The sequence below is a fragment of the Lentzea flava genome (assembly GCF_014648475.1).
GTDB lineage: Bacteria > Actinomycetota > Actinomycetes > Mycobacteriales > Pseudonocardiaceae > Lentzea > Lentzea flava.
The window spans coordinates 36,018-49,910 of the sequence record NZ_BMRE01000033.1 but is presented as its reverse complement, the minus strand read 5'-3'; the positions used below and the strand labels follow the sequence as shown (position 1 = coordinate 49,910).

Below are 13,893 nucleotides of genomic sequence, written 5' to 3'. Positions count from 1 at the left end.
TTCATCGATTTTCAGGCGCCTGCAGGGCAGACGGGGTCGCCGCAGTCCTCGTCCTCGGCAGCGCCGGGCTTGTGCAGGTCGTGCTCGAACGCGAAGTGGAAGCACTCGAAGTGCATCCGCTCGAAGATCTCGTAGTCTTCCCGGCTCAGCTCGACGGTCTCGCCGCACCGCTGGCAGATCTGGTCACTCACCGGCAGATGGTCTCACCCGCGCCGGGCGAAGACGACCGCGCCGTCCTCGCCGAGCAGCCACTGCGCCTCGACGGTGAACCCGGCCTCCCGCAACCACTCCGCCACCCGTTCCGGTGGTCGCAGGTGGACGTGCACCCGCATCGGATGCCCGCCGTAGCCCTGCGTCTTCAGCCGCGTCTCGTCACCGACGTGGAAGCCGATCTGCAGCAACCCGCCCGGCCGCAACGCTTCCCGGAAGTGCCCGAACACGGTGGGCACCTCGTCGTCCGGCACGTGGATCAACGACCACCAGGCGATGATCCCGCCGACGGACTCGGCGAGCGGCTCGGTCATCGACCCCACCTCGAACCGCAGCCCGGGGTGGGTGCGCCGGGCCAGCTCGATCATCACGGGGGAGAGGTCGATCCCGAACGCGTCCACCCCGAGCTCGTGCAGGCGTGCCGTGATGGTGCCGGGACCGCACCCGACGTCGGCGACCGGCCCGCGCACCTGCTCCGCGAACAACCGCAGCGCCGCCCGCAGATGCGGCAGCCCGTCCAGCAGATCCCTTGTGCGGTCGGCGTAACTGACGGCCACGGTGTCGTAGGAGTCGCGCGTGTCGGTCAGCCAGTCGCCCACAACCGATCAAGCTACTCCTCGAACGGCTCCGGCCGATGCCGCCCGAACAAGGCGAGCGAGGAGATCCAGATGTCCGGATCGCCGTCCCAGTCCAAGGCCTTGATCTGGTCCACCGACCGCCGCCCGCCGATCGCCCGCATGAGCTCGAACGACGTGGTCCGCAACGTCCCCGCCGGTTCACCGTGCCCGAGCACCCGGTCCCCGTGCTCCAGCGAGATCCGCAACGCGGGCACGTCGTTCTCCCGCATCCGCTGATCCAGCTGCTGCAACGGTTTCGTCAGCGCCGCACGCACGGCGACGCCATCGCGATCGCCGGGCACACCGAGCGCCGCACGCAGATCGTGCTCGTGCTGCACGACCTCGGAGATCAGCACGGACCCCATCGGCGTGTCGAACAACGGCTCGGCCAGCTCCCGGTTCGCGTCCCACTCGGCGAACGCGTCGTCCAGCGAGTTGGCCCGCCGGTCGCGGACCTGCCGCTCGCCCCACTCACCCGACTCGACACCGTCGAACCGGCGGTCCACGAAGTCGCGCAGACCGCCGGCGAGGTGCGCCACCACGTCCTTGACCGACCAGCCGGGGGTCGCCGCCACCGGCGTCTGCGGATCTCTGCCCTGAACGAGCTCGGTGATCCGCTGCTTCGTCGCGTCGTAGACGGGGGCGTTGGTCATCGTCAGACCTCGTACTCCAACGTGTAGGTGGCGATGCCATCCTCCGCCCAGACGACCGTCGCCGCACCTCGCGCGCCCGCGTAGGGGCCGGTGCCGTCCAGGATCTCGATCACGGCCTCGACACCCTCGCGGTACGCGCCGACGTGCCGCAGCACGAGCGTGCCGTTGTCGGTCGTGATCTCCTCCAGGGCCGTCGTCCAGCACACGGTGTCGCCGTAGGACATGAGGTACCGGCAGTTCCCGATGCCGTTGACGTCGCCCGCGTAGGCGAACTGCACGTGCGCCTCGGTGAGCTTGCGGCCCTCGACCTCCTGGTAGGGACGGCCGTCCCAGGTGTTCTCGTCCCAGCTCTTCACTTCGATGGTTCCGGTTGCCTTCATGTGGACCACTCTGCTGGCAGATCCTGACAGTTCGTGTCAGGTTTACGAGATGAAGTCCAGCCGCCTCATCCAGGTCCTCCTGCTCCTCCAGTCGAGGGGCCGGATGACCGCGGACGAGCTCGCGAGCGAACTCGAGGTCTCGCCCCGCACGATCTACCGCGACATCGAGTCGCTCAGCGGCGCGGGCATCCCGATCTACGCCGACCGCGGTCCCACCGGCGGCTACCAGCTGATCGACGGCTACCGCACCCGCCTGACGGGCCTCACCGGCGCGGAGGCCCAGTCGCTCTTCCTGGCAGGGCTGCCGGGTCCCGCTGAGGAGCTGGGCCTGCAGGAGTTCGCCGCCGCGGCCCAGCTCAAGCTCCTCGCCGCGCTGCCGACGGAACTGCGCTCGCGGGCCGAGCAGATCCGCCAGCGCTTCCACCTCGACACCCCGACGTGGTTCCGCGGCGACGAACCCACCGGCCACCTCGCCACGATCGCCGACGCCGTCTGGGAGCAGCGCCGCGTCCGCATGACCTACGAGCGCTGGGGCAGCCAGACCGTCGAGCGCGAGGTCGACCCGTACGGCCTGGTGTTGAAGGCGGGCACCTGGTACTTCGTCGGCAGCGGCCGCACCTACCGCGTGGCCCGCGTCCAAGCCCTCCAGGTCCTCGACGACACCTTCGACCGGCCGGAGGACTTCGACCTGGCGCGGTACTGGGCCGAGTGGTCGGAGCAGTTCGAGGCCCGCATGTACGGCGAGCGCGTCATCGTCCGCATGACCCGAGCCGGCCTCGACAAGACCCAGTACCTGCTGAGCGGCCACCAGGCGCGCGTGATCAGGGAGGCCGCGCCGGAACCGGGCGAGGAGTTCGGTTTTCCCACAGAATCGACCCGTCACGCCGTTGCTGACCTGCTCAAATTCGGTGCGGACGTGGAAGTGGTCGCTCCAAACGAGTTGAGACACGACATCATCGAAACCATCAAGGCGATGCAGGACGTCTACAACGATGCCAAGCTACGCGCATGGTTCCGCTGATCTCGTTGAACAACGGAGTACGGATCCCTCAACTCGGCTTCGGCGTCTTCCAGGTGCCGGAGGACCAGGTGGCCGGTGCGGTCACGACCGCGATCGAAGCGGGCTACCGCAGCATCGACACGGCTGCCGCCTACCGCAACGAGTCCGGTGTCGGCGACGCCATCGCGGGCGTCCCCGACCTGTTCATCACGACCAAGCTGTGGAACTCCGACCAGGGCTACGACTCGACGCTGCGCGCGTTCGACGAGAGCATGCGCCGCCTGCGCCGCGACGTGCTCGACCTCTACCTCATCCACTGGCCGACCCCGCAACGCAACCTCTACACCGAGACGTGGCGCGCGTTCGAGAAGCTCTACGCCGACGGCCGAGTGCGCGCCATCGGCGTCTCGAACTTCCACACGCCACACCTGCAGCGGCTCTTCGACGAGTTCCCGACCACCCCGGCGGTGAACCAGATCGAGCTGCACCCGTTGCTGCAGCAGGAGGAGATGCGCAAGGTCCACGTCACCCACCGCATCGTCACCGAGGCGTGGTCACCGCTGGCGCAGGGCGCGTTGCTGGGCAGGGTGGAGATCACCGGCCTGGCCGAGAAGTACGGCAAGACCCCGGCCCAGATCGTGCTGCGCTGGCACATCCAGCTCGGCAACGTCGTGATCCCGAAGTCCGTCACGCCCTACCGGATCAAGGAGAACATCGACATCTTCGACTTCGAACTGGCCCCCGACGACATGACGGTCATCGCCGAACTGGACAACGGCACCCGAACCGGCCCGGACCCGGACCGCTTCAACGTCGCCTGAGCAGCTCCTCGACCAGTTCCGCAGCCCTGGCCGCGCCACCGGCAGCCCTGATCTGCCGTCCCAGCTCCTCCGCACGCTCCCGGTGGCGCGGCTCCGACAGCACCTGATCCACCGTGGTCCCGAGCCCTCTCGGCTTCCGCCTGGTGACTCCGGCTCCCGCCCGCGCCACCCGTCGCGCCACCTGAGGCTTGTCCAGCGACCCCGGCACGACGACGAGCGGCACACCCGCCTCAATAGCGGCGAGCACCCCACCCCAGCCGCCGTTGGTGATCATCACGTCGGTCCGCGGCAGCAACAGGTCGTGCGGGATGAACTCGGCCGCCCTGACGTTGTCCGGCAGCGTTCCGAGCGTGTCGACGGCCGCACCTCCGGTCGTTGCCACCACCAACGCGTCGTGCCCGGCCAGCGCCTCGATCGCGGGCTTCAGCAGGTCGTCCGCGCCGGTTTCCAGCGTCCCCTGCGTCACGTGCACGACAGTGCGGTTGTCGAGGTCCGCCCACCAGCCGGGCAGCACGGCCGCGGGTGGCGGGCTGATCAACCGCCCGACGAACCGCACCTGGTGCGGTGGGTGCACGGTCTCCAGCTCGGGAACCCCTTGCGCTATCACGAGTTCCGGTGAGTAGAAGGCCTCCAGTGCGCCGGGTTTCGGCTTCAGGCCGACTTCCGCGCGCATGCGGTTGAACATCCCGTCTGCGATCAACCCCGACACGACCCTGACCAGCGGTCTGCTGGCCACCAGAGGTGTGACGGCGATGGTCGCCCACGGCACTTGGCGTAGTTCGGCGGCCATCGCGGCCCCGAACGCCAGGTGATCCGTCACGACGAGGTCGAACTCCGCTTCCAGGACGTCCCGTGCCTGTGCGGCTCCCGTGCCGACCAGCACGTCGCGGACGTTCGCGAAGTTGGCCCGCACGCCCTTGCCGTCTTTGACGCTCGGGAACGCCTTGCCGAGCTCGGCGTCGTCGAAGTCCGGTGCGTGCTTCCACGGCAGCCACTCGGCGCTCTCGAACTTGTGGCGGTACTTCGCGCCTGTGTGCGCGATGGCGTGGTGGCCGCGCTTGACGAGTTCGTTGGACACCGCGGCCATTGCGCCGACGTGGCCTGCGAACGGCATCGACGAGACCAGGATCCGTGCATCCCCCATGTTGGGAGCAACGGCCGCCGTGGCCGCGTGGTTCCCCGGTGGCCGTGCACCACGTGTGGCGGCGGCTGGTTCACACATGCGTGGAAGCAACGCCATCCGTGGCAGCACGGTTTCTCGGTGGTCGCGCCGCACGCACGGCGGCGGCTGGGTTCCCACATGCGCGGGAGCAGCGGCCGCTGTGGCCCGCGTGGTTCCCTGCGGCTGCGCACCACACATACAGCGGCGGTCAGGTTCCCAGATGCGGGGAGCAACGGCCGCGCTGGCAGCACGTTTCCCTATTGGCCAAACGCGGTGGCGGCCGGTTGCGATGCCGCGGGGCAACGACCGTCGCAGTGGTGTGGTTCCCCCATGGCTGTGCATCACACACGGCACCTGAGTTCCGGATGCGGGAGCAACGGCCGCCGTGGCCGCGCGGTTCCCCTATGGCCACGCACCACACACACGACGGCGGCCGGGTTCCCCCAATTTCAATTCTAGGGAGCGGGTCTGACAGCGGTCAGGCCTTCGTCGACAGCACCTGCCCGAGAGCCGCATCAACCCCGTCGGCGTTCTCCACCACGGACACCGACCCACCGGTCGTCTGCGCGATGTCGTTCAACGCGTCCTTGTCCACCTCACCACCGATGGCGATGAAGCTGATCGCCAGATCCTTGCCGTGCAGCCGGCTCTTCAACGCCGCCAGGTCGATCCCACCGTCCGAAGCACCGTCGGTGATCACCACAACGCGGTTGATCCGCCCCGCCACGAACCCGTCGTGCGCCGTCTCGTAACAGGCCGCCAGCGACGTGTAGAGCTGCGACCCGTCCGCGGTCTTGAGCCCGTCGATCGACCGGCGCAGCGCATCGCGCTTCTCCGCCACCGGCCCGGTCGCGACCAGCTGCTTGTAGGGCTTGGACCCGTCCAGGTCGCGCGCGAACTCCCAGAGCCCGAACGCGCCGGACACCGATCTGTCGACCTGGCCCCGCAGCGCGGCCTTCACCTTGTCCAGCCGGGGTTTCATCGACGTCGACACGTCGGTCAGCACCGTGACGACCTGACCGCCGCGGTCCGCCGAGGCCCAGGCCGACGAGATCTGCTGCGTGGTGGTCGCATCCGCGGGGACGAGGTTCTCCGTCACGGCGGTCCAGGAGATGCCGGGGGAGGGCGACGGACGGTCCTGAGTGGACTCCACCCGCAGGCCGCCGGACGCCAGGATCTTCTGCTGCGCCGGCTGGGTCATGAACTCGCGGAACGCCTGCGCCGCGCGCACTTCCGCCTCGCCGACCTCGGGGCCGCCCAGGGCGATGTACGGGAAGTCCGCCACCGGCGCCGGTCCGACCGGGAGCACGCCCACGAGCGGCTTCGACGGCGCCTCCTTGCCGGTGTTGTGCTTGTAGAGGTCCACTTCGGACACCGGCGTGACGCTGAAGCCCGCCGCGTTCACCGTCGCGCTGTCGCCCAGGCGCCGCAACGCCTCGCGCGTGGTCGGCGGCACCTCCGGCGGCACCGTGGCCGCGAGCTTGGTCAGCTTGGCCTTCGACGCCTCGGAGCCCAGCGACTCCGCCGTCACCGGGCCCTTGCCGCCTGCCAGTGCCGACTGGATCGCCAGCGCGGAGGCCGTGTTCGCGGACGGGTCGGGCATCGCGACGCTGAACCGGCCCCACGACTGGCCGAACTTGCTCCAGTCCGTCACCTCGGGCAGGTCCGACCAGCGGAAGTCCTTCAGCACGGGTGCCGCCGCCTCCGGGGCCGCGAGCAGCACCGGTGAGGTGCCGACCGACTTGGGCGCCGCGCCGACGAGCTTCGCGTTGAGCGCGCTCAGCCGGTTCGCCCACAGCGTCGAGTCGGGCAGCCACGCGTGCGGCCGCCCACCGAGCTTGTTCGAGTCCCACGTCGTCGTCAGGCCGTCGAGCACGGCCGCCGAGTCCGCCGACGTCACCTCGATGGCGATGCAGTGGTCGTACACGACGGGCCGCGTGGCGCTCCATGCGCGCGCGACGTCCGCAACAGCCCCGGCGACACTCGGCGTGGCGGCGACGCGCAGCACCGAGTCGCCCTCGCTGCAGTTCTGAGCCAGCGCCCTCGCACGGCTGTCGAGCACTCCACCGGCCCACGAGAAGACGAGCCAGCCGAGGCCGATCAGCACGACGAACACGACGATGAGCACGGGCCACTTGGCGATCCCGCGCCGCACCTTCGCCCGCAGCGCGCGGTGTCGAGACATCGATCCCTCACAACTACTCAGCGGCCCCCGACGACCGCCAATCACGCTAACAGGTGAACTCTGTCAGCGAAGTGAAGTCACTGTAAGTATCGACTGGCAAACGAAGATGAGCCGTTCTCGCAACGGCCGCGCCCGCTCGGCGAACGCCGCCTGCCTGCGCACGTACTCCGCGCGGCCGTCCGGCGTCTCGATCGGCACCGGTTCGTACCCGAGCCGCGCCAGGTCGTACGGCGAGGCCTGCATGTCGAGTTCCCGCACGTCAACCGCCAGTTCGAAGCAGTCGGCGACCAGGTCGGACGGGGTGGCGGGCTCCATCTTGTAAGCCCACTTGAACAGGTCCATGTTCGCGTGCAGGCACCCCGGCTGCTCGTTCGCGACCTGGTCCTCACGCGTCGGCTGGATCGTGTTGCGAGGCCGCGCGGGCTGCGTGAAGAACCGGAACGCGTCGAAGTGCCCGCACTGGATCCGGCTGGCCTCCACCACCCGGTCGGTGCCGTCGCTGCCGAGCCGCAGCGGCCACGCGTTGTGCCTGATCTCCTCGGGTTCCTGCCGGTAGACCATCGCCCACTCGTGCAGCCCGAAGCACCCGAGCCGCGCCGGCCTGCTCAGCGTCGCCGTGAGCAGCGCCTGGACGAACTCCAGCGTCTTCCCGCGCTGCTTCAGGAAGCTGTCCACGTCCAGCGCGACGCCGTCCGGCGTGGCCTTGTAGTGCGGAAACTCCAGGTACTCCGCCGCGTCCTCCAGGACGACACCGGGCCCAGGATGCCACCGCTCCAGCCGCACGGGCCGATGGCTGTAGTACGTGAAGAGGAAGTCCATCACCGGATGCTTCTCCTTGCGAAGCTTCCGTTCCTGATGTGGACCCGTGAACCGGCGCATGCGGGCGACGTGTGCGTCGCGCAGTTCGTGCCATTGGGCTCGGGTCAGGACCTCCACGAGCGATTACCGTACGCGCATGGTGCAGAGCAAAGCCTCGACGGTCGCCGACTACCTCGCCGAACTGCCTGCTGAGCGGCGCGCCGAGGTCACCGCTGTGCGCGACGTCATCCTCGCCCACCTCCCCGACGGCTACGTCGAGGGCATGCTGTGGGGAATGATCACCTGGTACGTGCCGCTGGAGGTGAGCGGTCCGACCTACAACAAGCAGCCCCTCAGCTACGTCGCCCTGGCCGCCCAGAAGAACTACTACTCCGTCTACCTCACGACCGTGAACGGTCCCGGCGAGGAGTCGTTCCGCGCCAGGTACGCGGCCACGGGCAAGAAGCTCGACATGGGCAAGTCGTGCGTCCGCTTCAAACGCTCCTCCGACCTGGCTCTCGACGTGATCGGCGAGGAGATCGCCGGCACGCCGGTCAGCGAGTTCCTCGCCTGGCACCGCGCCAACAGCGGCCAGAGCGGCTAGAGCGGCGGCACCAGCCCGTTGAACGTCCGCGCCCCGTTGCAGTGCGGGCACTCCCGCCCGTTGTCCACGGTCCGCGGCGCGCCCCCGATGATCGCCAGCGTGGGCGCGGCGATGTAGCTCGCCCCGCCGCACAGGTGGCAGACCGTGCGCGGTTCGGGCGTGACGGCGAAGAGGTCGTCGGCGTCTTCCTCGTCCTCGAAGTCGTCGTCCTCGGCGAACTCGTCCTCGTCGTCCTCGCTCATGGTGGACAACCTAGTGGGTCGGCCGCCCCGCCCGTGCGCGCTCCGCCCACCGCGGGTCCAGCGAGTTCAGCAGCTCCTCCTGGCGCCGGAACGTGGTGAACCGCTGCTCCTCGCCCTCGACGGGGTGCTGCACGGCCCACGAGTACGCCATCGACCACGTGACCTCGTACGACGCCCAGTACAGGATCTCGTCGAGCTTCGTCGTCTCCTTCGCGAACACCGGCTTTCCGCGCTCGTAGGCCGTGAGCCGGTACGTCGGCCCTTCCAGCACCTCGATGAACGGATGGCCGGCGTCGAAGTTCTCGAACCCGACCATCCACGTCGCGCCGAGCCGCTGCCGCAGCGCCTCCAGCCGGGCGGCCAGGTCCTCCTTCGGCGTCACGACGCCACCGAAGCGCTGGTCAGCGACTCCGAGGTCGCTTCCTCGCCGCAGTGCGCGCACACGACGCGTGGCTCCAGCGTGCGGCCGCACGAGTGCTCCCAGACGAGCGGGAGCGGGCCTTGGGTCACGTGGGTGTCGCCCCACTCCTTGAGCATCAACAGCACGTTGTGCAGCGCACGGCCCGCATCGGTCAGGTGGTACTCGTGCCGCGGCGGGTGGTCGGAGTACTGCCGCTTCTCCAGCACCCCGGCGGCGACCAGCTTCTTCAGGCGTGCGGCGAGCACGTCGCGGGAGGCACCCGTGTTCGCCGCGATCTGGTCGAAGCGGGTGTTGCCGAAGAACACCTCGCGCAACGCCAGCAGCGACCAGCGTTCGCCGACGACCTCCAGCGCGTTCGCCACGGAGCAGGTTCGAGGGGCCATGTGGCCATCCTAGCAGTGAGTTGGCAAATCCAACTCACGTCGCTAAAGTCGGTTGGGAAATCCAACCTAGGAGGCAGTGATGGACTTCAACGGTGCGGCGGTGCTGGTGACCGGAGCCAACCGCGGGCTCGGCCGGGCGTTCGCCCAGGAGTTCGCGAGGCGTGGCGCGAAGGTCTACGCCGGTGCGCGCAACCCGGCGTCCGTGGTGGACGAGGGTGTCAACCCGGTCCAGCTGGACGTGACCGACGACGCGTCCGTGGAGGCGGCGGCGAAGGAGTTGAAGGACGTCTCGATCGTCATCAACAACGCGGGCGTGCTCGTCGGAGGCGAGGACGTTGACAGCATCCGGACAGAGTTCGAGGTCAACTTCTTCGGGATCGTCCGCACGACCGACGCGTTCGCACCCATTCTGAAAGCCAATGGCGGCGGCACCCTCGTCAACGTGCTGAGCATCCTGTCGTTCCTCGGCCGCCCGGCCTGGCGCGGCTACGCGGCGTCCAAGGCCGCGGGCTGGTCGCTGACGAAGTCGACGCGGGAAGCGTTGCGGGAGCAGGGGACCCACGTGATCGCCGTGCACGCCGGTTTCATCGACACGGACATGGCGTCGAGCGTCGACGGCCCCAAGATCTCGCCTGAGGACGTCGTTTCCCAGGTACTGCAGGCGATTGAGAACGGTGATGACGAGGTGCTCGCCGACGAGCTCACGCGCGCGGTGAAGGCAGCACTGGCCTCTTAGGACTAGGTGTTCCCCCTGGATGCCCGGCGTAGGTTTCCGCCGCATTCAGCCGTCGGGCCAAGGGGAACAGCGATGCTCAACAGACGAAGTGTGCTTGCCGCGGGAGGTCTCGCGGCAGGCGTGTTCGGTGTGCCACAACTGCTCGCGCCCGCTCAGGGTCACGAGGACTCGGCGCACGGCGAGCACACGTTCCAGGAGTCGAAGACTTTCACAGGCACAAAACCGGAAATAGTGCCGTGGACACGCCCGATGCCCGTGCCGCCCGTGCTCAGGCCACTGGTGTCCACGGCGAAACAGGAGATCTACCAGCTCTCGATCGAACGCACGACCGCCGAGATCCTGCCCGGCCTGCAGTCGCCGGTCATGGGTTTCGGCGGTCAGTTCGTCGGCCCCACGATCAGGGCGAAGACGGGCCGCAAGACCCTCATCATGGTGCACAACAAGATGGACGAGGCCGCGAACATCCACCTGCACGGCGGCCACGTGGCACCCGAGCACGACGGCCACCCCAAGGACGTGATCGAGCCCGGTCGCACCCGCCTCTACCTCTACCCGAACACCCAGCAGGGAACGACGCTGTGGTACCACGACCACAGCCACGGCACGGAAGCCGCGCACGTCTACTTGGGACTGCACGGCGCGTACGTCATCGAGGACGAGTCCGAACGCGCGCTCAACCTGCCGTCCGGCGCCTACGACATCCCGATCCTGCTGCGCGACATCCAGTTCGACGACAGCGGTAACATCGTGGTCTTCGACGACCCGTCCAAACGCACCGTGGTGCTCGCCAACGGCGTCCCGCAGCCCTACTTCGAGGTCGCCGCCCGCAAGTACCGCTTCCGCCTCGTGAACTCGGCCAACCAGCGCGTCTTCAAACTCAGGCTGACCGGCGACAAGATCACCCGCATCGGCTCCGACGGCGGCCTGCTCGCGAACGCGGTCGAAACGGAGGAACTCGTCCTCTCCTCGGCCGAACGCTCCGACGTCGTCATCGACTTCTCGAAGTACCCGATCGGCTCCAAGGTCGTCCTGACCGACGCCGTGGCAGGCGAGATCCTCCGCTTCGACGTGGTCCGCCGCGCCACCGACCAGAGCCGCGTTCCCGCGGTCCTGCGCCCGCTTCCGGCGATGCCCCTGTCCACAGTGGACCGCGAGGTCGACCTGTCGTTCGTCTTCAAGCCCAACGACCGCCCCGACGGCGTGATCAACGGCAAGGTCTTCGACATGGACCGCGTCGACTTCACCATCAAACGCGGCACCACCGAGACCTGGCTCATCAAGAGCTCCGACCCGACCGGCGTCAAGCACAACTTCCACCTGCACCTGGTCCAGTTCCGCGTCCTGGAGCGCAACGGCGGCCCGCCCCTGCCCAGCGACGCGGGCCTGAAGGACACCATCCCCATCACCGCGGGCGAGACCGTGAAGGTGCAGGCGACGTTCACCGGCTACACCGGCCGCTACGTCTACCACTGCCACTTCCTCGAACACTCGTGGATCGGCATGATGGCGCAGCTGGAGATCGTCCCTTAGCGCCCGTTTCGCGCGGCACCGGCTCGCGATGAACAGCGCATTCGTTCACCCCAGGTGGACGAATGCGCCGTTCATCGGTTGCTCGGGCCACGATGCGGCCGTCTGACTGCGCGGCCTCAGCGCGTCAGCTCCCACACGACGTCCACTCCGGACTCGTTGCCGAACGCCGGTTCGCGCGGCGGCGTGCGGCGGTCGACCTCGGTGAACCCGAGGCGCCGTGGCACTCCGCTGCTCGCGACATTGGCTTCGTCGTGCCAGATCTGCACTCTGCGCACGCCGTCGAGCGCGAACGCGAACTCGACGAGCTCGGCGGCCGCGGCGGTGGCGTGGCCGCGCCCGACGTGGGCCGGGTGCAGCCAGTAGCCGATCTCCACCGAATCGCCCGTGCGGTCCGCGCCGGCCACGCCCACGATGGCGCCGTCGACCGTGATGGCGTGGTTGAACAGCCTCCCGGCCGCCCAGCCTTCCTTCGAGTTGGCGAGGAACCCGGCGACCGACGACTCGTCGTAGTCGTCGGTCGCCCAGGACATCCAAGGCCGCAGGTGCGCGAGCGATTCCGTCACGACCCGCAACAACTCCGCCGCGTCGGCGTCACTCACCCTGCGCAGCCGCATCCCCATACTTGACTTTGTAGCGCAGGTGCGTCACCGACGTGCCCTCGATCACCGACACCGGCCCCTCCAGCTCGTACCCCTTGCCCGGCGCGAAGAACGGCGTGCCCCCGCCGAGGATCACCGGCACCAGGTCGAGGAAGATCTCGTCCACCAGCCCGGCGTCGATGGCCTGCCGGGCCACCTCGCCCGAGTTCAGCCCCACACCCTTGTCGCCGGCCTTCGCCTGAGCGATCTCGATCGCCTTCTCGATGCCGTCGCTGCAGAACGTGAAGTGCTCGGTGTCCTCCAACGGCCGATGGGTGAGCACGACGGTGTGCACGCCCATCGGGTGCTGGCCGCCCCAGCCGTTGGTGAAGTCGTAGAGCTTGCGCCCCACCACCAGCGCGCCGGTTGCCTGGATCAGCCCGCTGAAGTAGGCGGCGCTCGGCGGCGTCAGGTGGACGGTCATCGCACCCGTCGGCACCGTCAACGCCACGTCGCCCACCTGCAACCAGCGGAACAGCTTGTCGAAGCCGGAGAAGTCCGGGCCGGAGACGTAGCCGTCGATCGAGGTGCTGGCGCCCGTGTAGACCTTGCCCATTTCGTGTGCCTCCCTGTGTGTGTCCGTCACCCGTAGGTCGAACAGGGCGACACGGATTTCGACAGGGTTCGGGCGTCACATACCGGACCCGAGGTCGAACACGGCAGGCGACTTCCGGATCGCGTTGCGGTACACGTGCCACGCGATCACAAGATCCTGCATCGGCAACCCGGCCGGGCTGTACACGGTGACCTGATCCTCGCTGGTCCGGCCGGGATGCTCGCCGCGCAGCACCGCGCCTATCGTCGTGTCCGCGGTGACGTGCGCCAGCGCGGGATCGTCCACCACGACCAGCGCGCCCGCCAGCAGCTCCGGCGCGAGCTCGGCCTTGCCCGGCTCGTCGGCACCGAGGCTGGTGACGTGGGTGCCGGGCGCAACCCGGTGCAGCACGGGCTCCCGCGACCACGTGGCCGTCAGCACGATCTCCCCGGCGTCGCCCGAGGTCGTGAGGCCGAGCCGCTCCGCCCACGCCACGAACTCCGCCTCCGCCGCCGGGTTCGTGTCGCGCACCGACACCGACCCGATCGGCCGGAGCGCCGCCAGGGCCTCCAGCTGCGCCCGTCCCTGCACGCCCGCCCCGATCACCGTCACGTGCCGGGCGTCGGCACGTGCCAGCACGTGCGCTCCCAGCGCGCCGCCCAGTCCGGTGCGCACCGCGGTCAGGCCGGCGCTGTCGATCAGGGCCAGCAGGTCACCGGTGGCCAGGTCGTGCAGGCAGATCACGCCGGTGATGGCGGGGGAGCGGTTCGGGTTCTTGGCGTGCACCTTCACCGTGTAGGCGGGGATGCCGGGCGCCAGGCCCGGCACCAGCACCATGGCCGTGACGTCCTCGGTCACCGGCACCCGCACCCGCTGGCCAGGACCCGCCGGGCCTGCCCGCAGCGCCTCCGTCAGTTCCGCGGCCAGCCGGGGCAGGTCGATCTCGACGTCCCCGGCTCCGATCACCACCGCCACGGC

18 protein-coding genes are annotated in these 13,893 nt (G+C 69.0%); 5 read left to right on the top strand and 13 right to left on the bottom strand.

Features of this window, described 5'->3' with window-relative positions; genetic code table 11:
- Positions 1-11: 11 nt before the first annotated feature.
- Genes IEZ09_RS30010 through IEZ09_RS29995 form a run of 4 tightly spaced genes read right to left on the bottom strand, consistent with a single transcriptional unit; the run spans position 12 to position 1,860 of the window.
- Positions 12-191: a hypothetical protein gene (locus tag IEZ09_RS30010; protein WP_189257159.1), complete on the bottom strand. Its 180-nt coding sequence runs from the start codon at positions 189-191 to the stop codon at positions 12-14.
- Positions 192-203: 12 nt separating this feature from the next.
- Positions 204-809 carry a class I SAM-dependent DNA methyltransferase gene (locus tag IEZ09_RS30005; RefSeq protein WP_189257158.1) on the bottom strand — a complete coding sequence of 202 codons (606 nt, stop codon included), beginning with the start codon at positions 807-809 and terminating at the stop codon, positions 204-206.
- An 11-nt stretch (positions 810-820) separates the two neighbouring features.
- Complete coding sequence (locus IEZ09_RS30000) at positions 821-1,480, bottom strand: maleylpyruvate isomerase family mycothiol-dependent enzyme (RefSeq protein ID WP_189257157.1); 660 nt, start codon at positions 1,478-1,480, stop codon at positions 821-823.
- Between the two features lie 2 nt (positions 1,481-1,482).
- Positions 1,483-1,860, bottom strand: a complete 378-nt coding sequence (locus IEZ09_RS29995; RefSeq protein WP_189257156.1) for a DUF3224 domain-containing protein — start codon at positions 1,858-1,860, stop codon at positions 1,483-1,485.
- A gap of 49 nt (positions 1,861-1,909) precedes the next feature.
- Between IEZ09_RS29995 and IEZ09_RS29990 the strand changes: the two genes are divergently transcribed.
- Positions 1,910-2,881 carry a helix-turn-helix transcriptional regulator gene (locus IEZ09_RS29990; RefSeq protein ID WP_189257155.1) on the top strand — a complete coding sequence of 324 codons (972 nt, stop codon included), beginning with the start codon at positions 1,910-1,912 and terminating at the stop codon, positions 2,879-2,881.
- Entirely contained in the window at positions 2,869-3,681 is an 813-nt protein-coding gene (locus IEZ09_RS29985) for an aldo/keto reductase (protein ID WP_189257154.1), read from the top strand. Before IEZ09_RS29990 ends, IEZ09_RS29985 begins: the two co-directional genes overlap by 13 nt.
- Here the strand turns inward: IEZ09_RS29985 and IEZ09_RS29980 are convergent.
- The 3 genes from IEZ09_RS29980 to IEZ09_RS29970 form a co-directional block, all read right to left on the bottom strand.
- The gene (locus tag IEZ09_RS29980) at positions 3,668-4,825 is read right to left on the bottom strand and encodes a glycosyltransferase (RefSeq protein WP_189257153.1); all 1,158 of its coding nucleotides are present in this window, start codon (positions 4,823-4,825) and stop codon (positions 3,668-3,670) included. The two genes, IEZ09_RS29985 and IEZ09_RS29980, sit on opposite strands and share 14 nt — an antisense overlap.
- 496 nt (positions 4,826-5,321) lie before the next feature.
- The gene (locus IEZ09_RS29975; protein WP_189257152.1) at positions 5,322-7,028 is read right to left on the bottom strand and encodes a substrate-binding domain-containing protein; all 1,707 of its coding nucleotides are present in this window, start codon (positions 7,026-7,028) and stop codon (positions 5,322-5,324) included.
- Between the two features lie 63 nt (positions 7,029-7,091).
- A complete protein-coding gene (locus IEZ09_RS29970; protein WP_229813086.1) occupies positions 7,092-7,907 on the bottom strand; it encodes a 3-methyladenine DNA glycosylase in 816 nt (271 codons plus the stop codon).
- Positions 7,908-7,983: 76 nt separating this feature from the next.
- Here IEZ09_RS29970 and IEZ09_RS29965 point away from each other — a divergent pair, with 76 nt between their 5' ends.
- Positions 7,984-8,430: an iron chaperone gene (locus IEZ09_RS29965; RefSeq protein WP_189257150.1), complete on the top strand. Its 447-nt coding sequence runs from the start codon at positions 7,984-7,986 to the stop codon at positions 8,428-8,430.
- Here IEZ09_RS29965 and IEZ09_RS29960 read toward each other — a convergent pair.
- From IEZ09_RS29960 to IEZ09_RS29950, 3 genes are read right to left on the bottom strand one after another with little or no spacing between them, the layout of a single operon-like run.
- Entirely contained in the window at positions 8,427-8,672 is a 246-nt protein-coding gene (locus tag IEZ09_RS29960) for a hypothetical protein (protein WP_189257206.1), read from the bottom strand. The genes IEZ09_RS29965 and IEZ09_RS29960 overlap by 4 nt on opposite strands.
- Positions 8,673-8,682: 10 nt before the next feature.
- Entirely contained in the window at positions 8,683-9,054 is a 372-nt protein-coding gene (locus tag IEZ09_RS29955; RefSeq protein WP_189257149.1) for an Imm63 family immunity protein, read from the bottom strand.
- Positions 9,051-9,476, bottom strand: coding sequence for a winged helix-turn-helix transcriptional regulator (locus IEZ09_RS29950; RefSeq protein WP_189257148.1), 426 nt, complete (start codon positions 9,474-9,476; stop codon positions 9,051-9,053). The genes IEZ09_RS29955 and IEZ09_RS29950 overlap by 4 nt, the downstream gene beginning before the upstream one ends.
- A gap of 79 nt (positions 9,477-9,555) precedes the next feature.
- Between IEZ09_RS29950 and IEZ09_RS29945 the strand changes: the two genes are divergently transcribed.
- Together IEZ09_RS29945 and IEZ09_RS29940 are read left to right on the top strand one after the other, a co-directional pair.
- A complete protein-coding gene (locus tag IEZ09_RS29945; protein ID WP_189257147.1) occupies positions 9,556-10,212 on the top strand; it encodes an SDR family oxidoreductase in 657 nt (218 codons plus the stop codon).
- Positions 10,213-10,284: 72 nt separating this feature from the next.
- Positions 10,285-11,742 carry a multicopper oxidase family protein gene (locus IEZ09_RS29940; protein WP_189257146.1) on the top strand — a complete coding sequence of 486 codons (1,458 nt, stop codon included), beginning with the start codon at positions 10,285-10,287 and terminating at the stop codon, positions 11,740-11,742.
- A gap of 116 nt (positions 11,743-11,858) precedes the next feature.
- Here IEZ09_RS29940 and IEZ09_RS29935 read toward each other — a convergent pair whose 3' ends face one another.
- From IEZ09_RS29935 to IEZ09_RS29925, 3 genes are all read right to left on the bottom strand, one after another.
- The gene (locus IEZ09_RS29935) at positions 11,859-12,362 is read right to left on the bottom strand and encodes a GNAT family N-acetyltransferase (RefSeq protein ID WP_189257145.1); all 504 of its coding nucleotides are present in this window, start codon (positions 12,360-12,362) and stop codon (positions 11,859-11,861) included.
- Positions 12,334-12,936 carry a dihydrofolate reductase family protein gene (locus IEZ09_RS29930; RefSeq protein ID WP_189257144.1) on the bottom strand — a complete coding sequence of 201 codons (603 nt, stop codon included), beginning with the start codon at positions 12,934-12,936 and terminating at the stop codon, positions 12,334-12,336. The genes IEZ09_RS29935 and IEZ09_RS29930 overlap by 29 nt, the downstream gene beginning before the upstream one ends.
- A gap of 75 nt (positions 12,937-13,011) precedes the next feature.
- A complete protein-coding gene (locus IEZ09_RS29925) occupies positions 13,012-13,890 on the bottom strand; it encodes an ornithine cyclodeaminase family protein (protein ID WP_189257143.1) in 879 nt (292 codons plus the stop codon).
- Between the last annotated feature and the right edge of the window lie 3 nt (positions 13,891-13,893).